The 18,083-nt window shown below is 72.5% G+C and carries 15 protein-coding genes; 7 read left to right on the top strand and 8 right to left on the bottom strand.

What is annotated here, in order from left to right:
* Positions 1-227: 227 nt before the first annotated feature.
* A complete protein-coding gene (locus tag ACZ6B8_RS06095) occupies positions 228-1,250 on the bottom strand; it encodes an AraC family transcriptional regulator (RefSeq protein WP_471084188.1) in 1,023 nt (340 codons plus the stop codon).
* Between the two features lie 115 nt (positions 1,251-1,365).
* Between ACZ6B8_RS06095 and ACZ6B8_RS06090 the strand changes: the two genes are divergently transcribed.
* On the top strand, positions 1,366-3,189 hold the full coding sequence (locus ACZ6B8_RS06090) for an AMP-dependent synthetase/ligase (RefSeq protein ID WP_471606398.1): 1,824 nt from the start codon (positions 1,366-1,368) through the stop codon (positions 3,187-3,189).
* Here ACZ6B8_RS06090 and ACZ6B8_RS06085 read toward each other — a convergent pair.
* Together ACZ6B8_RS06085 and ACZ6B8_RS06080 are read right to left on the bottom strand one after the other, a co-directional pair.
* Positions 3,155-3,469, bottom strand: coding sequence for an AzlD domain-containing protein (locus tag ACZ6B8_RS06085; protein WP_471084194.1), 315 nt, complete (start codon positions 3,467-3,469; stop codon positions 3,155-3,157). The two genes, ACZ6B8_RS06090 and ACZ6B8_RS06085, sit on opposite strands and share 35 nt — an antisense overlap.
* Positions 3,466-4,230 (bottom strand): AzlC family ABC transporter permease, encoded by a 765-nt coding sequence (locus ACZ6B8_RS06080; protein WP_471084197.1) that lies wholly within the window; start codon positions 4,228-4,230, stop codon positions 3,466-3,468. The genes ACZ6B8_RS06085 and ACZ6B8_RS06080 overlap by 4 nt, the downstream gene beginning before the upstream one ends.
* Positions 4,231-4,326: 96 nt before the next feature.
* Between ACZ6B8_RS06080 and ACZ6B8_RS06075 the strand changes: the two genes are divergently transcribed.
* On the top strand, positions 4,327-4,890 hold the full coding sequence (locus ACZ6B8_RS06075) for a helix-turn-helix domain-containing protein (protein WP_471606397.1): 564 nt from the start codon (positions 4,327-4,329) through the stop codon (positions 4,888-4,890).
* A gap of 264 nt (positions 4,891-5,154) precedes the next feature.
* On the opposite strand, the gene ACZ6B8_RS06070 is transcribed toward ACZ6B8_RS06075, so the two are convergent.
* Positions 5,155-5,358, bottom strand: a complete 204-nt coding sequence (locus ACZ6B8_RS06070) for a cold-shock protein (protein WP_006138897.1) — start codon at positions 5,356-5,358, stop codon at positions 5,155-5,157.
* A 305-nt stretch (positions 5,359-5,663) separates the two neighbouring features.
* On the opposite strand from ACZ6B8_RS06070, the gene ACZ6B8_RS06065 reads away from it, so the two are divergent.
* The gene (locus ACZ6B8_RS06065) at positions 5,664-6,551 is read left to right on the top strand and encodes a menaquinone biosynthetic enzyme MqnA/MqnD family protein (RefSeq protein ID WP_471606480.1); all 888 of its coding nucleotides are present in this window, start codon (positions 5,664-5,666) and stop codon (positions 6,549-6,551) included.
* Between the two features lie 6 nt (positions 6,552-6,557).
* Here ACZ6B8_RS06065 and ACZ6B8_RS06060 read toward each other — a convergent pair whose 3' ends face one another.
* Positions 6,558-7,577, bottom strand: coding sequence for an alpha/beta hydrolase (locus ACZ6B8_RS06060; protein ID WP_471606479.1), 1,020 nt, complete (start codon positions 7,575-7,577; stop codon positions 6,558-6,560).
* A 163-nt stretch (positions 7,578-7,740) separates the two neighbouring features.
* Here ACZ6B8_RS06060 and ACZ6B8_RS06055 point away from each other — a divergent pair, with 163 nt between their 5' ends.
* On the top strand, positions 7,741-9,516 hold the full coding sequence (locus tag ACZ6B8_RS06055; RefSeq protein WP_471606396.1) for a serine/threonine-protein kinase: 1,776 nt from the start codon (positions 7,741-7,743) through the stop codon (positions 9,514-9,516).
* A gap of 4 nt (positions 9,517-9,520) precedes the next feature.
* Here ACZ6B8_RS06055 and ACZ6B8_RS06050 read toward each other — a convergent pair whose 3' ends face one another.
* Together ACZ6B8_RS06050 and ACZ6B8_RS06045 are read right to left on the bottom strand one after the other, a co-directional pair.
* Positions 9,521-10,195, bottom strand: coding sequence for a hypothetical protein (locus ACZ6B8_RS06050; RefSeq protein WP_471606395.1), 675 nt, complete (start codon positions 10,193-10,195; stop codon positions 9,521-9,523).
* A gap of 13 nt (positions 10,196-10,208) precedes the next feature.
* On the bottom strand, positions 10,209-14,978 hold the full coding sequence (locus ACZ6B8_RS06045; protein WP_471606394.1) for an FtsK/SpoIIIE domain-containing protein: 4,770 nt from the start codon (positions 14,976-14,978) through the stop codon (positions 10,209-10,211).
* Between the two features lie 295 nt (positions 14,979-15,273).
* On the opposite strand from ACZ6B8_RS06045, the gene ACZ6B8_RS06040 reads away from it, so the two are divergent.
* Positions 15,274-15,579, top strand: coding sequence for a WXG100 family type VII secretion target (locus ACZ6B8_RS06040; protein ID WP_355804085.1), 306 nt, complete (start codon positions 15,274-15,276; stop codon positions 15,577-15,579).
* A 125-nt stretch (positions 15,580-15,704) separates the two neighbouring features.
* On the opposite strand, the gene ACZ6B8_RS06035 is transcribed toward ACZ6B8_RS06040, so the two are convergent.
* On the bottom strand, positions 15,705-16,406 hold the full coding sequence (locus tag ACZ6B8_RS06035; RefSeq protein ID WP_471606393.1) for a hypothetical protein: 702 nt from the start codon (positions 16,404-16,406) through the stop codon (positions 15,705-15,707).
* Between the two features lie 143 nt (positions 16,407-16,549).
* On the opposite strand from ACZ6B8_RS06035, the gene ACZ6B8_RS06030 reads away from it, so the two are divergent.
* Positions 16,550-16,861 (top strand): type VII secretion target, encoded by a 312-nt coding sequence (locus tag ACZ6B8_RS06030; protein ID WP_471606392.1) that lies wholly within the window; start codon positions 16,550-16,552, stop codon positions 16,859-16,861.
* Positions 16,858-18,075, top strand: a complete 1,218-nt coding sequence (locus ACZ6B8_RS06025; RefSeq protein WP_471084226.1) for a putative T7SS-secreted protein — start codon at positions 16,858-16,860, stop codon at positions 18,073-18,075. Before ACZ6B8_RS06030 ends, ACZ6B8_RS06025 begins: the two co-directional genes overlap by 4 nt.
* The last annotated feature ends 8 nt before the right edge of the window (positions 18,076-18,083 follow it).

Genomic DNA, 18,083 nt, shown 5'->3' with positions numbered 1-18,083 from the left:
TTGACCCGGGGCGCCCACCCGGTACGCGGGTGTTCAGGGCGGCGCCCCGGCGCCGCGTTCACCGAGGCGGCGCGGGCTCCGGGCGCGGCGGCGGTACGAGCGGGCCGGACGGACGCCGACGCGAGTGGACCCGAGCAGCCTCCCACCCCGCCGCTCCGGAGGCAGGACCGCCATGCCGGAACGGCGGCCCACCACCCGGCCGGCCCGGTGGGCGACGGCGAAGCGGCTCAGCTCCCGCGGCCCGGCGGCCGTTCCGTCTCGGTCCGGTACGCCCCCGGGGTCGTCCCCGTCCACCGTCGGAACGCCCGGTGGAAGGCCGTGTCCTCGGAGAACCCGAGCCGCGCGGCGAGCTCCGCGATCGGCTCGCGGCCCTCGACCAGACCGGCGATGGCGGCGTCGCGCCGCACCGCGTCCTTGAGCTGCTGGTACGAGGTGGACTCCTGGGCGAGCCTGCGGCGCAGCGTCGCCGGGCTCACCGCGAGCCGCGCCGCGATCTCGCCGAGCGAGGGCAGCCGCGGCGAGGAGCGCAGCGCGTGGGCGAGGGCACGGCGCACCTGCTCGGCGACGGTCGTGCCGTACTCGCGCCGGGTGAGCAGCTCGAAGGGCGCCCGGCGCAGCATCTCGTCCAGCGCGTCCTCGTCCCTGATCAGCGGGGCGTCCAGCCAGTGCGGGTCGAAGCCCGCGCCGGTGCGCCCGGCGCCGAACCGCACCGGGCAGCCGAAGAGCAGCTCGTACTCGTCCTTGTGCGGGGGCGGTGGATGGCCGAACGCGGCCCAGCGCAGCGGGATGCGGCGGCCGATCAGCCAGCTGCAGAGGCGGTGCCAGATGATGACGAGGCACTCGGCGAGGAAGTAGTCCTGTTCGAGGTCGTTGCGGACGCCGAACACCGCCTCGTCGGCGCGGCGTTCCAGGACGAGGTCGGGACCGCCGGGGAAGAGTCCGTAGAAGGTGGTGCCGCGGTGCACGGCGGCGCCCAGGTCCCGGCAGCCGAGCGAGGCCTGGCACATCATCGCGAACGTGCCGGGCCTGCTGACGGCGGCGCCGAGGCCGAGGAACTCGTCCTGGGTGACCCGGTACAACTCCCAGAAGAGGCGGGCGAACTGGGGCGCGGTGACCCGGGCCCGGTCGTCGCCGAGGAGCAGCGGAGGGATCTGCGCGCCCCGCAGCAGCGGCACGGTGTCCACGCCGCTGCGCTCGGCGCCGCGCAGCACGGCCCGCACATGGTGCACGGTGATCGTCCGCCTGGCCATGCCACGACGTTAGCGCCGGTGGCGCCGCGCCAGAACACCGCGTGAGCGTCCCGGTCAGCGGGGCTGACGTTTCCCGTCATCCCGGGCGCCGGGCGCGCTCCCTAGCGTCGTACCCATGCAGCAGACCCGGAAGGAACCGCCCGAGCCGCCCGAACTCCCCGCCACACTGGCCCTGTTGACGGAGTGGGCGGCCCGACGCCACGGCGCCCTGCCCGCCCTGCGGTTCCGGCGCGCGGGGGAGTGGACCGAGCTGTCGTACGACGGGCTCAGGGACGCCGCGCGCCGGGTGGGCCGGGCACTGCTGGCGCTCGGGGTCCGCGCGGGCGACCGCGTGGCGATCCTCGCCGAGACCCGCCCGGAGTGGACGTGCGCGCACTTCGGCGCCCTGGCGGCGGGCGCGGTGGTGGTGCCGGTGTATCCGACGGCGGGCGACGCGGAGGTCACCTGGGTGCTGTCGGACTCCGGCGCGTCGGTGGTGCTCTGCGAGGACGCGGCGCAGGCGGCGAAGGTCGAGCGGCTGCGGGGGGAGGGGCGGCTGCCCGGGGTGCGGCACGTGACCCTGATGACGGACGAGCCGCGAGAACTCGGTTCCCAGGAAGCCCTGTCGGAGCGCGCGCGGGCGCGCCGGGGCGGGGACCTGGCCACCATCATCTACACCTCGGGCACCACGGGCCCGCCCAAGGGCTGTCTGCTCACGCACGGCAATCTGCTGGCCGTGCAGGCGGCCACGGTCCCGCTGGTCGACGGCGGACCCGGCGACTCGACCTACCTCTATCTGCCGCTGGCCCATCTGCTCGCCCAGCTCATCGAGTTCACGACGCTCATCGGGGGCGGCACGCTCACCTTCTTCGGCGGGCGCGTCGAGGACGTCGTCGCCGAGCTCGCCGAGGCGCGGCCCACCCATCTGCCGTCCGTGCCCAGGCTGTTCGAGAAGGTGCGCTCGGTGGTGCTCTCGCTCGCCGAGGCGCAGGAGGGCGGGCGCGAGCGGTTCGAGGAGGCCGTCCGCATCGGGGTCCTCGCCGCCGACGGCGCCCTCCCGGAGGAGCTGCGGGAGGCGTACGAGGAGGCGGACAAGGCGCTCTACTCCCTGGTCCGGCAGGCGCTGGGCGGACGCGTCCGGTGGGCGCTGACCGGCGGTGCGCCGATCGCGCCGGACACCGTCGACTTCCTGCGGGCCTGCGGCGTCGAGGTCTACGAGGGGTACGGGATGACGGAGTCGGCGGGCGTCCTCACCCTCAACCACCCGGGCGCGGTGCGGTACGGCACCGTGGGCCGGGCGGTGGCCGGCGTCGAGCTGCGCATCGCCGACGACGGGGAGGTGCTGGCCCGGGGCGCCATGGTCTTCCCCGGCTACCACGGCAACCCGGAGGCGACCGGTGACGCCCTCGACGAGGACGGCTGGCTGCACACCGGCGACCTGGGCGCGCTGGACGCGGACGGATACCTCACGATCACCGGCCGCAAGAAGGACCTCATCATCACCTCCGGCGGCAAGAACCTCACGCCCTCGCTGAGCGAACTGGCCATCCAGAACGCGCGGTTCGTCTCGCGCGCCGTGCTGGTCGGCGACCGCCGCCCTTACCCGGTCGCGCTCATCACGCTCGACACGGAGGAGGTGGCCGCCTGGGCGGCCAGGGAAGGGCTGACGCTGACCTCCCCCGCCTCCCGCGACCCACGGGTCCGGGCCCTGGTCGAGGAGGCCGTGGCCACCGCCAACGCCGCCGCCTCGCGCCCCGCCCGCATCCGCGGATTCGCCGTCCTCGACGAGGACTTCACGATCGAGGACGGCCTGCTCACCCCGAGCCTGAAGGTCCGCAGAAAGGCGGTGACGGAACGGTACGCACAGGTGGTGGAGGAGCTCTACGAGCGCGGGGTGGCCCCGGACCCCACGGCCGGCGCGGGCGCTAGTGAACCCCCGCGAGGCGCAGCAGCGCCGTGACCCCCGCGGCGCCCACCACGACCACGGCGAAGGGCGCCCTGCGCCAGGCGAGCACCCCGCCGGCCAGCACCCCGGCGGGCCTGGCCCACCCGGCGAACTCCTGCCCCTCGGTGAGCGCGCCGGTGGCGAGCAGGGCGACGAGCAGCACCGTGGCGCCGACGGTCAGCAACTCCTGGACCCGGGCGGGCAGTTCGACGCGTCCGTGCAGGACGGGCCCGGCGAGCCGGAAGACGTACGTGCCGGCGGCGAGGACGAGGACGCAGGCGAGTGTGGCGTTCATGAGGCGCTCCTCGACGAGGCGGTACGGGGACGGCGGGGCCCGCGCCGCGCGGCGAGCAGCCCGAGCAGGGCGAGCAGCACCGGCACCCCGGCGGGCAGCAGCGGCGCGGCGACGACCGCGATGACGGCCCCGGCCGCCGAGGCCCGACGCGCCGCGCTGTCACCGCGCAGCGCGGGCAGCACCAGCGCGAGGAGCACCGCGGGGAACGCGGCGTCGAGCCCGAGCCGGTCGGTGTCGCCGAGCGCGGAACCGGCCAGCGCGCCCCCGAGCACGCTCAGGTTCCACGCGACGAAGAGCCCGGCCCCGGATATCCAGAAGGCGGCCTTGCGCTGCGCCCGGCCCCGCTGGGCGAGGACGAACGCCGCGGTCTCGTCCGTGACGAGGTGCGCGCCGATCAGCCGGGCCGTCCAGGACCGGCCGAGGTCGTCGGCGAGCGCCAGACTGAACGCCGCCGTGCGGGAGTTGAGCAGCAGCCCGGTGGCGGCCGCCGCCACGGGCCCGCCGCCCGCGGTGAGGATGCCGACGGCACTGAACTGGGCGGAGCCCGCGTACACGAGCAGCGACATGACCACCGGCACCCACAGCGGGAGCCCGCCGGCGACGGCGATGGCGCCGAAGGAGAGACCGACGACGGCGTCGGCGACCCAGACGAGGGCGATGTCGCGGAGCACCCCGGGCGGCAGATCGGAGAGACGGACGAGACCACCACCTTCTCGGCTCGTTCGGTGGGTCGGCCCGTCTGTTCGGTGTGGCGAACGCATACGTCGTAGGATGAACAAGGCGGGTGCTGTTCGTCAAGCCGAACGATCGGACCGCCGCACCGAACGCTACGGGGAGAGCCCGAGGAGAAGCGACTGATGACCGACAACGGGTCCCGCATGCCGCGCGAATGGGTCGCCGCGGCCCTGCGCCGCGAGCGCACCAGGGCCGGACTGTCCCTCTCGGAGCTGGCCAAACGGGCCGGCATCGCCAAGTCCACGCTGTCCCAGCTGGAGGCGGCCACCGGCAACCCCGGCATCGAGACGCTGTGGGCGCTGGCGGTGGCGCTCGGGGTGCCGTTCAGCGTGCTGGTGGAGTCACCCGCCCCCGCGGTGACGGTGATCAGGGCGGGCGAGGGCCCGACCATGCTGGCGGAGAACTCCTCGTACGCGGGCACGCTGCTCTCCGCGGGCCCGACCGGCGTACGGCGCGACATCTACCACGGCGCCCTGGAGCCGGGCGCCCCGCGCGCATCGGACCCGCACATCCCGGGCTCGGTCGAACACCTGGTCATCAGCACGGGCCGCCTCCTGGCGGGCCCGAGGGGCGAGGAGGTGGAACTGTCCCCGGGCGACTACATGTCCTACCGGGGCGACGTCCACCACTCGTACGAGGCCCTGACCCCGGAAACCACCTTCGTCATGATCATGCAACACACCTGATCGGCCCCGGAGCCGCCCTGAGGGCCCCGCAGGGGCCCAAAGGGGTGCGGGGAACTGCGCGCGCAACCCCCACAAGCGGCACCCGGCGAACCACGAGAACCCCCCGAACCAACTCCGCCCCCCACCCGAGGCCCAGGGGCCAGAAAAAGGCAGGAGCCCCGCCTCCCCCGCCGAGGCGGAGGAGCAGGGCTCCTTGGGTACTGCTATCCATCTCCGGATCTGTCACCGGAGCAACCACACGCCCCACTCACGTGAGGCGCCCGATTACATCGGGGTGACGTTCTCCGCCTGCGGGCCCTTCGGACCCTGCGTCACGTCGAAGGAAACGGCCTGGTTCTCCTCAAGGGAGCGGAAGCCGTTCGCGTTGATCGCGGAGTAGTGGACGAAGACGTCCGGGCCGCCGCCTTCCTGGGCAATGAAGCCAAAGCCCTTTTCAGCGTTGAACCACTTCACGGTTCCGGTAGCCATAAGCCCTCCTTGGGCCAAAGGGTTGCCCTGCTCCAGAACCAGCGATTGTTTAAACAACTGCATAAGTCTGAAAACGACGAGAGCCCGCGGAGTTACATGCTCCGCAGGCTCTGTACTGCAAGGGAAACCAAACTGCAACTTGCGGCGAGCTTAGCACGCAGGCACGGGAATGCAATAGGGGGCAAGATCACGTCACCCGGAGGTTTGACGAGGCATCCGACGGGGTTGACGGTGAGCGCGTCGGGGGCCCGGCGCCCGGACCGTACCGCATGGGGGCTAGCCTCCCCGATGTGGACAATTCTCCCCTGGACGCCTCCGCGGGGGCAGGCGCCGAACAGCGACACGGCTCCCGCCGCATCCCCCGGCCGCGCGTCGGTCACATCCAGTTCCTGAACTGCCTGCCCCTGTACTGGGGGCTCGCGCGGACCGGGACGCTCCTCGACTTCGAGCTGACCAAGGACACCCCGGAGAAGCTCAGCGAGCAGCTGGTCGGGGGCGAGCTCGACATCGCGCCGGTCACGCTCGTCGAGTTCCTCAAGAACGCCGACGACCTCGTCGCCTTCCCCGACCTCGCGGTCGGCTGCGACGGCCCCGTCATGTCCTGCGTGATCGTCTCGCAGGTGCCGCTGGACCGGCTGGACGGCGCCCGGGTCGCGCTCGGCTCGACCTCGCGCACCTCCGTGCGCCTCGCCCAGCTGCTGCTCACCGAGCGCTACGGCGTGCGGCCCGACTACTACACCTGCCCGCCCGACCTGGGCCTGATGATGCAGGAGGCGGACGCCGCGGTCCTCATCGGCGACGCCGCGCTGCGCGCCAACCTGATCGACGGGCCCCGGCTCGGCCTGGACGTCTACGACCTCGGGCGGATGTGGAAGGAGTGGACGGGCCTGCCGTTCGTCTTCGCCGTCTGGGCCGCCCGGCGCGACTACGCGGCGCGTGAGCCGGAGGTGGTGCGCGAGGTCCACAAGGCGTTCCTCTCGTCCCGCGACCTCTCCCTCGACGAGCTCACGAAGGTCGCCGAGCAGGCCGCGCGCTGGGAGTCCTTCGACGCCGGCGTCCTGGAGGAGTACTTCACGACGCTCGACTTCCGCTTCGGCGGCGCGCAGCTGGAGGGCGTCACCGAGTTCGCCCGCCGGGTCGGGCCGACGACGGGCTTCCCCGCGGACGTACGGGTGGAGCTCCTGGAGCCCTAGCGCGGCTCAGCCCGCCGGGATCGGCGCCTGCATGTGCTCGCTGATCCACTGGATGGGGCCGTCGGCCATGCCGGGCACGTACGAGCGCGCGTTGTGGCCGCCGCCCTGGATGACGTTGAGCCGCGTCTTCACCGGGCCCTTGCCGTAGTTCTTCATGAAGGTCCGCAGCCTCGCCCGGCCCGACTCCCGGGTGCCGATCTGGAAGGCGACGTCGACCTCGGGGCCGCCGCGCTCGGCCAGCCGCCGGGCCAGCCGCCCGGGGTCGTTGGCCTGCCGCTCCTTCTCGTGGCCCGCCCAGAGCGGGGAGTCGGGCACGGTGTCGGGACCGCTCGCGATCACGGCACGGAACTTCTCCGGGTGCTGCAGGACGGACTTGAGGCCGACGAAGCCGCCGGACGAGGAGCCCATGAAGGCCCAGCCGTCGCGCGAGCGGAAGGTGCGGAAATTCGCCTTCACAAAAGCGGGCACGTCCTCCGTCATCCACGTGCCCATTCGCGGCCGGCCCGGAATATCACTGCCGTCGTCATAGTGCTCCGCGTCCGGATTGAGTACGGGCATCACCACGACGAACGGCAGGCTCTTCCCTTGCCGGGACCACTCGGCGATGCTGCTCTCCAGCTTGAGGTCGGTCCCCATCCAGTAATTGGTGGGATAGCCGTTGCCGCCGGGCAGGGCTATCAGGACGGGGAAGCCGCTGTGCGCGTACTTCGGGTCGAAGTACTGCTTCGGCGCCCAGACCCATACCTTGCCGGTGAATCCGGACTTCTTGCCCTGCAGTGTCGTCACGCCGATCTTCGTGCCGTCCTCCAAAGTGTTCGCGGTCGTGAACTCCGAACGCGGCCCCGTGGGCAGGAGCGTCCTGTCGGCCGCGGCGCCCTTCGCCTGCCGGGTGGCGCCCGACGGGCCCGGGCCGTCGAACCGCACCGGCTCGCCCTTGTCCGAGGCGCAGGCCGACAGGAGCAGCGCCGAGGCGAGCGCCGCGACGCTCGCGGCGAGGGCGGTGGGGGACGGACGGCGGCGGTTCATGGGGACCTCGGAGCGGGGGACGTAGGCGACCAATACGGTCATTGCGCCCAGATAGAGGGGAATGCGGCCGCGGACGTTCCCGCGGCGGCGCGCGCACTACGCTGAGCCCCGGTGCCGGAGCGCGCGGGGCGTCCGGCGCCACCGGCTGGGGGAGGCCACGGTCATGCATCCGCTCGACGCCGGCGAACCCACCGTGATCGGGCCCTACCGGCTCCTCGGCCGACTGGGCTCGGGCGGCATGGGCCGGGTCTATCTGGGCCGCAGCGAGGGCGGCCGCACCGTCGCGGTCAAGATCGTGCACCCGCACTTCGCGCTCGACGAGGAGTTCCGCGCCCGCTTCCGCCGCGAGGTCGACGCCGCGCGCCGGGTGGGCGGCGACTGGACGGCGCCGGTCCTCGACGCGGATCCGGAGGCGCCCGTGCCGTGGGTCGCCACCGGGTACGCGGCGGGGCCCTCGCTCACGGAGGCGGTACGGGAAGGCGGTCCGCTGCCCGAGCACTCCGTACGGGTCCTCGGGGCGGGCCTCGCCGAGGCGTTGGCGCACGTGCACGGTCTGGGGCTCGTGCACCGCGACGTGAAGCCGTCGAACGTCCTGCTCACGCTGGACGGCCCGCGCCTCATCGACTTCGGCATCGCGCGGGCCACGGACGGCACGGCCTCGCTCACCGCGACGGGAGCCTCCATCGGCTCGCCGGGCTACATGGCGCCCGAGCAGATCCTCGGCCGCGGCGTCACGGGCGCGGCGGACGTCTTCTCGCTGGGCGCGGTCCTGGTGTACGGGGCGACGGGGGAGTCACCCTTCCCCGGTGACTCGTCGGCCGCGCTGCTCTACAAGGTCGTCCACGAGGAGCCCGAACTCGGTCCGCTGGACAGTGACTTGCGGGAGATCGCGGCCGCCTGCCTCGCCAAGGACGCGTCCGCGCGCCCCGCTCCCGAGGAGCTCGCCCGCCACCTCGCCCCGCAGGGCGCGGCCCGGCTCGTGGCGGCCGGGTGGCTGCCGGGGCCGGTGGTGGAGCGGGTGAGCCGGGGGGCGGTGCGGTTGCTGGACCTGGAGACGGGGGCGGGCGCGGGATCGGGTTCGGGCTCGGGCGGGAGGCCGGGCGGAGGAGGTGCGGGGTTCGGGGCGGGCGCCGGGGTGGCGTCGGCCGACGCGGTGTCCGGGCCGGTGGCCTTCAACACCCCGTCCGTACCGGGGACGTTCGGGCCGCCCGACCCGTCGTACGCCGCGCCGACGACGGGGTTCGCGGGCCCCACGCCGCCCGCACAGGCCCCGCCTCCGCCGCCGTCGCCCGTGCCGGGCCCCCGCTCCGACGCGCCGGCGGACGCGGGCACCCGGGCGCCGGGCAAGTTCTCCGTCTCCGTGGCCGCGACCTCCGTACCGGGCGGCGAGAACGGCCGGGGACGCAGGGTGAGTTGTACGGTCGCCCTCGCGGTCGCGGGCGCGATGGCCGCGGTCACCGTCGGCTCGGTCTTCGTCTTCGGTCTGCTGCCGGACGGCGACGACGACAACGCGGCCGGCGACCAGGGCCACGACCAGCCCCCGGCGGCCACGGCCCCGCCCAGCGCCTCCGACGAGCCCACGGCCGACGGGGTCCCCGCGGCCTACCTCGGCACGTGGCGCGGCAAGGCCGACGCGAGCGGCGGCACGATCCCGCTGGGCACGTTCACGGTCACCCTGCGCCAGGCGGAGCCGGGGCAGCGGCTCGGCACGGTCGTGCAGCACGACCCGATCGGCAACACCTGCACGGACGTGCTCACCCTGAAGTCGGCGTCGAAGCGGCTCCTCGTGGCGGCGGCCGAGGGGGCGGAGGACAACGGCAGCCAGTGCTCGCAGACGGCGCACACGGTCCGTCTGCGGCTGGACGGCAAGAGCCTCGCCTACACGTCGGACGACCCCGGTGCGGGGAACCCCGCGGCGCGACTCTCCCCGGTCGAGTGAGCTCCTACGGAGTGGGCTCCGACGCAGCAGGGGCCGACGGGGCAGGCTCCGGGACGCCGGGTTCCGGCCGGGCGAGGCGGGCGCGGCGCTTCCTGACGTATCCGAGTACGAGCCGGCCGCCGATCCCCGCGCAGAGCACGGCCGCCGCGATCCCCGGTGCCCACAGGTAGGGGTACTGCTCGTGGATCCAGCAGGGCTCGCCGTGCGCGTAGCACTCCGGTCCCCGGCGGCGGCGCTTGGGCCGGGACGCCGCGAAGTCGAGCAGGAGCAGCAGGCACGCCAGTGCCGCGCCCGGCAGCGCCGCGACGGCCCAGCCGGTGGAGCGGAGGGGCTCCTTCTTCCGGTTCGCCCGGCCGAGCGGGGCGACGATGCCCGCGACCGCGGGCGGGGTGAGCAGCCCGATGGTGATCGCGAAGCCGTATCCGCCGCCCGGCCAGGCGGGGGCCACGTCACCCCACAGCGTCGCCCCCCAGGCCATGTCCGCCAGGCCGAACAGGACCACCACGGCGAGCACGGTGAGGAACATCAGGGTGCCGAAGAGCCAGTTGCTCCCCTCACCCTCCTTCGCCGGCCGCCGCCTGCCCGGGCGCCCGCCCGACGTCCGCGCCCCCGGCACGTGCGCGTACCGCAGCGCGGGGCCCGCCGCCCGGCGCCGGGTCCTCTTCGCCGAACCGCCCATGAGGTGGCCCGCCCTACAACGGAGTGGTGACCGTGGCGAGTTCGCCGTTGCCCAGGTGCAGCATGCCCTTGCCCGGGGCGATCGGGCCGCCGATCAGGCTGCGGGAGATCCGCAGGCCGATCAGGTCGCCGCTGGAACTGTCCTGCGGCGACAGCAGGATGCCCCGGCGGCCCTTCTTCGCGTCGACCTGCCAGCCGGAGAAGCCGCTGCAGACGTCCTCCTCGTCACCGGCGAGGACCAGCGCGAGGCCCTGCTCGGCGCCGCGCTGGATGATCCGCTTGAAGTGGCTCGCCGCGTCCGCGTCCTCCAGCATCTCCGCGTCGTCGATGAGGACGACGACCGGGTCCTCGCGGGACGCGTCCGCCTCCTCGAGGAGCTCCTCGAACTCGTCCTCGTCGATGTCGTCGCCGGTGAACACCTTCAACACGCCCTCGGCGCCCTCCAGTTCGCGCAGCGGTGACAGGCGGGGGGCGGCCACGACGAGGCGTACGCCCTGCGCGCGGAACGAGCGCGCCATGTTCATCAGGACCGTCGAGCGGCCCGACTTGGCCGGACCCGCGATGACGAACGCCGGCACGCCCTGCGCCAGGTCGGGGCCGTGGCCCATGACCTCGTCGCCGCCGATGCCGACCAGCGCCCACAGCCGGGACCGCGAGGCCTCCGGGTCGCGCAGCTCCCACGCCTCCTCGAAGCCGATGCGGCTCGGCAGCGTGTCGACGCGGAACGGGCGGCGGTGGCGCGGCACGTCGGCGTCGCGCGCGGCGGCCCGCTCGCCGATCGCGGCGATCGCCGCGGCCTGCCCCTGGCCCGTGGAGTCCTCCGAGAGCAGCGCGAACTGCGTCTCGGTGCCCGACTCGTTGCGGAAGGCGCGGCCCGGCGCGATCTCCTCGGGCACCTTGCGGGCCGGGATGCCGAGCATCGAGAAGTCGGAGCGGTCCGCGAGCCGCAGGCCGTACTTGTCCTCGGTGAGGGAGGAGATGCGGCCCACCAGGAGCTGCCGGTCACCGGTGAGGATCATGTGGATGCCGACGCTCGCGCCCTCCCGCATGATCGTGGTGACCTCGTCCGTCAGTGAACCGTGGTCGATCTCGCCGAGCGTGGGCAGCCAGCCCTCCCAGCGGTCGAGGAGCACGACGAGGTGCGGCAGCCGCTCGTCCTCGGGCGCGTCGGTCCGCTGCTCGCCGATGTCCGCGTACCCCTTGTCCGCCAACAGGTCCTGGCGGCGGGTGAGTTCGGCCTTGAGGCGGTTGATGAGCCGCACGACGCGCTCGGTCTGGTTGCGGCCGACGACGGCACCGCAGTGCGGCAGCCGGGTCAGCGCGTTCAGCGCGCCGTTGCCGCAGTCGATGCCGTACATGTGGACGTCGGCGCAGGAGTGCGTGCGCGCGAGCGAGCCCGCGATGGTCCGCAGCACCTGCGAGCGGCCGGAGCGCGGGGCGCCGCCGATCATCAGGTGGCCGAAGCTCGCGAAGTCCACGACGACCGGGCGGCGCGCCTGGTCGGCGGGCAGGTCCTCGACGCCGTACGCGGCGGGCGTGAGCGCGCCGGGTGCCGTGCGCGGTGCGGGCGCCGGGATCTCGTCGAGCAGCACCGTCTCGCCGAGCGCGGGCAGCCACGGGCTGTGCTGGGCGGGGATGCCGAGCGTCCGGTTGGCCTCGATGACCTCGTCGACCAGCACCTTCAGGTCGGTGATCTCCTCCTCCTCGCGGGCCTCGGCCTTCGGCTTCACCAGCGAGGCGCGGCCGAGCGCGGACCAGTCGAGGGTGTCGACCCAGGGGGCGAGCACCGTCGGGTCGGCGGCGCCGGGCCTGCGGCCACCGACGCGCCCCGACTGGAACGGCACGAGGGAGGCGTGCCCGAGCCGCACGTACGCGCGTCCGGGGGTGTTCTTGGAGATGTGCCCGGCCTCGGGGGAGTCGATGACGTCGGTGGACTCGCCGCCGTCGGTGACGCGCAGCGCGATGCGGAGGTTGGTGTTGGCGCGGATCTCCGGGGAGACCACACCGCTCGGCCGCTGGGTGGCGAGCAGCAGGTGGATGCCGAGCGAACGGCCGCGCTGCGCGATGTTCACCAGACCGGTCACGAAGTCGGGCAGGTCGCGCACCATGGAGGCGAACTCGTCGATGACGATGAGGAGTCGGGGCACCGGCGCGTGCGACGGATCGCGCCGCACCAGGTCCTGGTAGTCCTCGATGTCCTTGGCGTCGGCGTCGGCGAGGATGTGCTCGCGCCGCTTGAGCTCGGCGCCGAGCGACTCCAGGGCGCGCTCGACGAGGTGCGCGTCGAGGTCGGTGACCATGCCGACGGTGTGCGGCAGCTTCACACAGTCCTTGAACGCGGACCCGCCCTTGTAGTCGACGAGGACGAACGTCATGTTCTCCGGCGTATTGGCCACGGCGAGCGCGGCCACGATCGTCTGCAGCAGCTCCGACTTACCGGAACCGGTCGTACCCGCGATCAGACCGTGCGGCCCGTCCTTGCGCATGTCGATGCCGAACGGCCCGTCGTACGACTCACCGATGACGGCCATCGTCGACTGCCCGCCCGCCTGCCAGCGCGCGGTGATCGCGCCGGCCGTCGGTGGCTCCAGCTGCAGCACGTCCAGGAGCCGGCTCGACCCGGGCAGCGCGGAGTCCTCGGTCTCCCCGCTGATGTCGCGCAGCGGCGAGACGGCGCGGGCCAGCCGCAGACACCAGGCGGGGGTCACGAAGTCGGGCCGCACGTCGCTCAGCCGCTCCGCCCCCGACATCTCCACGCGCAGCCGCAACTCCGGTGCGGCGGCGGTCTGCCGGGCCTCGGGCGCGGTGGTGTGCCAGGCCTGGAAGGAGGGGAAGCCGCCGGGGGCCTGCTGGGGCGGCACGGGCGCGTGCGGGGCGCCCTGGTGGGCCGGGCCGCCGGCGGGGCCGACGGCGTGGGCCAGTGGGTCGGGCTTCGGCTCGGCGACCACGAACGCCAGGCACTCGCCGGGCAGGAACCGCTCCTCGGTGTCCAGGCAGAGCGCGTACATGTGCACGGCCGGGCCCTCGCGCAGCAGCCGTACGACACCCGGCAGGGACCGCAGCCGCCGCGAACCGTCCCACACCACGACGATGTCGGGGTCGGAGAAGGTGGCGCCCTGGCTCTTGTTCTGCTCGGCGGCCTTCACGCGCGCGTCGAGGATCTGCGTCAGCTCACCGATGCGGGCGCCGACGGTCTCGGCGTCGGTGCCGATCAGCAGGTTGATGTCCTGGCCGCCGGAGGGCTTGGCGTGCGGCAGCCACCGCATCCAGTCCCAGCTCTCCCGCGAGGTGTTCTCGGTCAGCACGTAGAACTGCACGTCCATCGGGCTGTGCAGCGTCGCGGTCTGGGCCACGGCCCAACGCCCCAGCGCCGTCGCCGAGTCGCCGGGCCCGGCTATGCCGATCACCCCGAGGCCCTTCAGCGGCAGCGCGACCGGCGCGTCCTCGATCTGCCAGGTCACCTGGCGCCGGTGCTCGTCCTTCTCCGGGTCGTCGAGGACGACCTCGGAGGGCAGCCGCCCGGTGCCGAACCGGATCAGCAGATGGTCGGCGTCGGTGCGCCGCCGCTCCCACAGCCGTGTACGGGGGCCGGTGCCGAGGGCGAGGACGGCCGCCGGGTCGGGGACGGCGCCGCGCCGGTCGAGCCGCTCGGCGACCAGCGCGTCCTGCGCGTCCTTCTCGATCCGCGCCTTGTGCTCCTTGTACTCCTTGACCTGCTTCGCATGGGACTTGCGCCCGTGCTTCTTGTCCATGAAGTAGTTGCCGAACAGCATGATGGGGCTGAGCCCCGCCATGATCAGGTAGTACCAGCGATTGAAGATCATCGCCGCGACGACCGCGCCGACCAGCGGGAAGAGCGCCATCAGCCACGGCAGCGGACGTGCCTCGTACTCCCGGGGCGGGCTGGGCAGCTTGAAGTGGGTCTGCCGCTCGGGCGGGCGCAGCCTGGGGGGCCGGTTGTAGTCGAGGCCCGCCCCGTCCTCGGACCACTTCAGGGCGGCGTTCGGCGGCGTGTAGCGGACGAGTTCGAGCAGGGTGTTGCCGAGGGCGATCTGCGCGCCGAGCGGCCACGGCACGGTGTCGCGCCGGCCCTGGGCGGCCCGGGCCCTGGCCCGTGCCTCCTTCCACTCCCGCTTCTCCTGCTTCTCGCGCTTCTCCCGCGCCTTCCGGTCCTTCTTGGACTCGCCCTCGGGCGGCACCGCACCGGCCGGCTCGGGCTCCTCCTTCTCCACGCCGAAGGGCTCCCCGTCGAGGGTGACGCCCTCCTTGTCCTTCTCCTCGCCGTGCAGGGTGGCCTGGCAGGTGCCGTCGGTCGCGACGGACAGCGTCAGGGCGCGGGCGGGCATCTCCGGATCGTCGACGCGGAGGTACGCGGCGGGCCCGCTGCCGATGTCGTACCGTCCGATGCCGAGCCGGTGCACGGCGCCCGCGGCGGCACCGCTCGCCACGCGCAGCTCGACGAGGCCGGAGGGCTCACCGGGCAGACAGCCGGCCGGATCGTCGAGACTGACGACGGCGCCGTCGCGCAGCGGCGAGGTGACGACGGTGGCGGCGGGGTCGACGGCGTACCCGTCGACGTAGATCATGGGCGCCCCGCCGCCCGGCACCTGGTGCGGCTGCGCCTGCTGGCGGTGGCCGATGGGAATGATCTGCGCCCCGCTGTGGCCGACCTGCCGGGCCAGTTCCACCGCGATGTCCCGCACGGTGGACTCGGGATCGGCGTCGAGAACCACGTCGGCGGAGCCCCCGCCGAACGGATCGACGACGGTCAGAGTCAGGCGCACGATCGTCCTCCCCGGAGCTGAACAATGGGCCTGACGATATCTGCTCCCCCCTTCCCACAGGCAACGCCCCGGGCCCGCCCCTCATCGCCCGACCGCCCCCGTCCGCGTCACGGAACCGCCCGCACCCGGACAGGTCCGGCTTCGCACTCGCTCATAGCAGAGCTGTGACTGAACCCGACTGGGATCCCACCGGTCCCACCCGTAAGCTGCTGGCGCAAGAGCGGAAGATCACACCATCCGCGTTACGGGTGCCACGGGGGTTGGCCCTGCGGCGAGTTGATTGGGAGAAAGCCTCATGGCTGGCAACAAGGACCTTGATGTCACATATCAGGAGATGCGTGACGCGGCCAAGCACGTGGTCAAGGAGAAGGACAAGCTCAACGAGAAGCTGGACGGCCTGAAGAAGTACATCAAGAACCTGGTCGAGACCGGCTTCGTCACGAAGAGCGCGTCGAAGGCGTTCGACGAGAACTTCGACGAGTTCGTCGAGGGTGCGAAGAAGACGCTCGAGGGCCTGGACGGCATGGGCGACTACCTGACCAACGCCGCGGACAAGTTCGAGCAGATCGACGACGAGCTGGGGAAGGCTGCGCGGAAGTAGGCGCAGCGGCCGTTCCCGGGGGCGGGGCAACGAGAGGCGCCAGCCCTCCTGTCTCCCGCCCCCTGCGGGCCGTCGCCGACCTGCCCCACATCGGGGCGAGGATCGCAACGGCCGCGTAGGGCACGTCAGTTGCCGGCCGGAGGCTGTCCGGGCGAGCGGATCGCGTGCATGTGGAGCTCGCTGCGGAACTCCTCCGTCGTCAGCCGGAGCCAGCTTCCGTCGCGGAAGGTCAGCAGCAGCAGCTGGGTCCTGAACTCGCCCTGGAACGGGTCGACGAGGGCGGCTTCCGCGGCGGACCCGTCGGCTCCGGCGGCCAGTCGGGCCACGATCCGCATGTGCTTCTCGCGTCCCACCGAGACCCTCTTGGGCGGGGCCGCCAGGACGATCTCGCTCTCGGTCGCGACGACGAAACGCTGATGGTGGGTGGAATGTCCGTACCAGCGCAGCAGGAACTGTCCCGCTTCACCGGTCCAGTCGCCGTCGAAGACGCGGTCGAGCCCCTGCTCGGCGACGAGGGCCTGCCGGCGCGCTTCGTCGTCGCGCGCCCGGCGCTTGTCTTCCCGCGTGTTGCCGGACACCTGCTCGGTCGCCTCTCGGGCCTTGTCCAGCAGGGTCAGCAGCATGACGAACGGGATCCCCAGCACGCCGAAGGCCGTGCCGAGCATGCCCAGCGGCGGCATGGTCGCCGGGCGCAGTCGCGGGTCGCCCGCCGCGTGGAGTACTTCTGCCGGTGGTTCGGGGATCTTGTCGATCGTGCACCATCCGGCCGCCTCGGCCCGGATGCCGAGGCGATCGGCGATCATGCGTTGGTTGGCCCTGGACGTCACGTCGGCAATCTCCTTTTCGGGACGGGACGGGCTGTGATCGAGAGGGTATCGGGTGGCAGGCGGCGCCCGGCAGGAAGCATTCAGTCGGTACGGGCGCCTTTGTCGGGGGCTTGACCGGATATGTCAGAACGGGGGAGTTGCCCGTGGGAGACCACACCAAGGCGGATCTGGCCGCCATCAAGAAGTGTTCGCGCGATCTCGGCAGGATCCACGGCGAGTTCGAGCGGCACGCGAATCCGGCCGACGAGTACGGGGACGCCGTGGGGCACGGCGGCCTCAAAGACGCGTTCTCGGAATTCGACGACACCTGGAAGAAAACCAGGAAGAAGCTCATGAAGGAGCTGGAGAAGCTCGCCGAGTTCACCTCGACCGCCGCCAAGACGTACGACAAGATCGATCATGAGTTGGCCGAGGCGATACGCGGCGCCAAGGCGAAGGGCAAGGGGAAGAAATGAGCAGGACGGACAGTGATTGGCCACCACTGTGGCATGACGACCCCACTCCGGGCGATCCGGAGGAGGTGGCCGAACTCGGCCGGAAGCTGCGCAAGATGGCCGACATGATCGACGAGCAGTCGCGCGTCATCAAGGCCCTGGCCTCGGTGGATGGCTGGGACAGCGAGGCGGGCCGGGGCTTCCACGAGATGGCGGGCGGTACCGCGGACAAGCTCAAGAAGTCGTACGAGCGGTACGACGAGGCCGCCAAGGCCATCGGCGAGCACGTCCGCGAGGGCAGCTCGGACGAGTTCGCCGGCGAGATGCGCAGGGCGCAGCGGAAGGCGGACAAGGCGCTCAGCGATTACCGCGAGGCCAAGGCCGATCATGACATCGCCGAACGCGAGGTCAAGAAGTTCACCGACAAATACCCCATGAACAACATTCCCGCGAAGGACAGGGAAGAGTACGACCGCTGGGTCAAGAAGGAAGCCGAGTCCCTGCGTCGCATCGGCGGCGCGCGGAAGATGGTGAGCGACGCCCGGGAGATCTACGACGACGCGGGGGACAAGGCCGCCAAGCACATCAAGAACGTCGTGCATCACGACGATGTGCGCGACCCCGGCGGGTTCATGAATTTCCTCGCGGACTGGGCGGACGCGCTGTCGAACATATCGGCTGTTCTGTCCGTTCTCGCCGTCATCTGCGCCTTTGTTCCGCCCTTGCAGTTCCTTGTGCCGATCTTCGCGACGCTCGCGGTGCTCGCGAGTGCCGCGGCGCTGGCGGGACACGCGTACGACATGATCGCGCGCGGTGGAAAGCTCGACTTCATGAAGCTCGGGGCCGACCTGCTGGGCGTGCTGCCCGGACTCGGCGCCCTGAAGGGCTTCAAGCTGGTCAAGGGCCTCAAGGGGCTCTCCAAGCTCAAGGCCGTCCGGTTCAGCGGCCTGCGCGCGCTGGACGGCGTCGGCCACAACTTCCTGAACGGTGTCGCGGTCAAGACGGCCAACAAGATCCTGGGGCGCACCGCGCGCAAGGAACTCCTCGACGGCAAGAAGATCACGGCGGCCATCAAGGGCGGCGGGCTCGCGAGCGCTCTGAACAGGATGATCCACGGCGAGAACGGAGAGCGGACCGGATACCAGGAGCCGCCCAAGAAGCCGGCGGTCACGCCCACGCCGTCTCCCTCGCCCCGCCCCTCACCGAAGCCGTTCAACGCGGCACTGGCTGCCTGATGGTGGAG

It is taken from the genome of Streptomyces sp. NPDC041122 (assembly GCF_055592445.1).
The sequence above is the reverse complement of the archived record's forward strand: the minus strand, read 5'-3'. Positions and strand labels throughout refer to the sequence as shown.

Coding starts and splice junctions, on each gene's coding strand:
- ACZ6B8_RS06095 (WP_471084188.1), bottom strand. CDS start 1,250: ATGGCCAGGCGGACGATCACCGTGCACCATGTGCGGGCCGTGCTGCGC.
- ACZ6B8_RS06090 (WP_471606398.1), top strand. CDS start 1,366: ATGCAGCAGACCCGGAAGGAACCGCCCGAGCCGCCCGAACTCCCCGCC.
- ACZ6B8_RS06085 (WP_471084194.1), bottom strand. CDS start 3,469: ATGAACGCCACACTCGCCTGCGTCCTCGTCCTCGCCGCCGGCACGTAC.
- ACZ6B8_RS06080 (WP_471084197.1), bottom strand. CDS start 4,230: ATGCGTTCGCCACACCGAACAGACGGGCCGACCCACCGAACGAGCCGA.
- ACZ6B8_RS06075 (WP_471606397.1), top strand. CDS start 4,327: ATGACCGACAACGGGTCCCGCATGCCGCGCGAATGGGTCGCCGCGGCC.
- ACZ6B8_RS06070 (WP_006138897.1), bottom strand. CDS start 5,358: ATGGCTACCGGAACCGTGAAGTGGTTCAACGCTGAAAAGGGCTTTGGC.
- ACZ6B8_RS06060 (WP_471606479.1), bottom strand. CDS start 7,577: ATGAACCGCCGCCGTCCGTCCCCCACCGCCCTCGCCGCGAGCGTCGCG.
- ACZ6B8_RS06055 (WP_471606396.1), top strand. CDS start 7,741: ATGCATCCGCTCGACGCCGGCGAACCCACCGTGATCGGGCCCTACCGG.
- ACZ6B8_RS06050 (WP_471606395.1), bottom strand. CDS start 10,195: ATGGGCGGTTCGGCGAAGAGGACCCGGCGCCGGGCGGCGGGCCCCGCG.
- ACZ6B8_RS06040 (WP_355804085.1), top strand. CDS start 15,274: ATGGCTGGCAACAAGGACCTTGATGTCACATATCAGGAGATGCGTGAC.
- ACZ6B8_RS06025 (WP_471084226.1), top strand. CDS start 16,858: ATGAGCAGGACGGACAGTGATTGGCCACCACTGTGGCATGACGACCCC.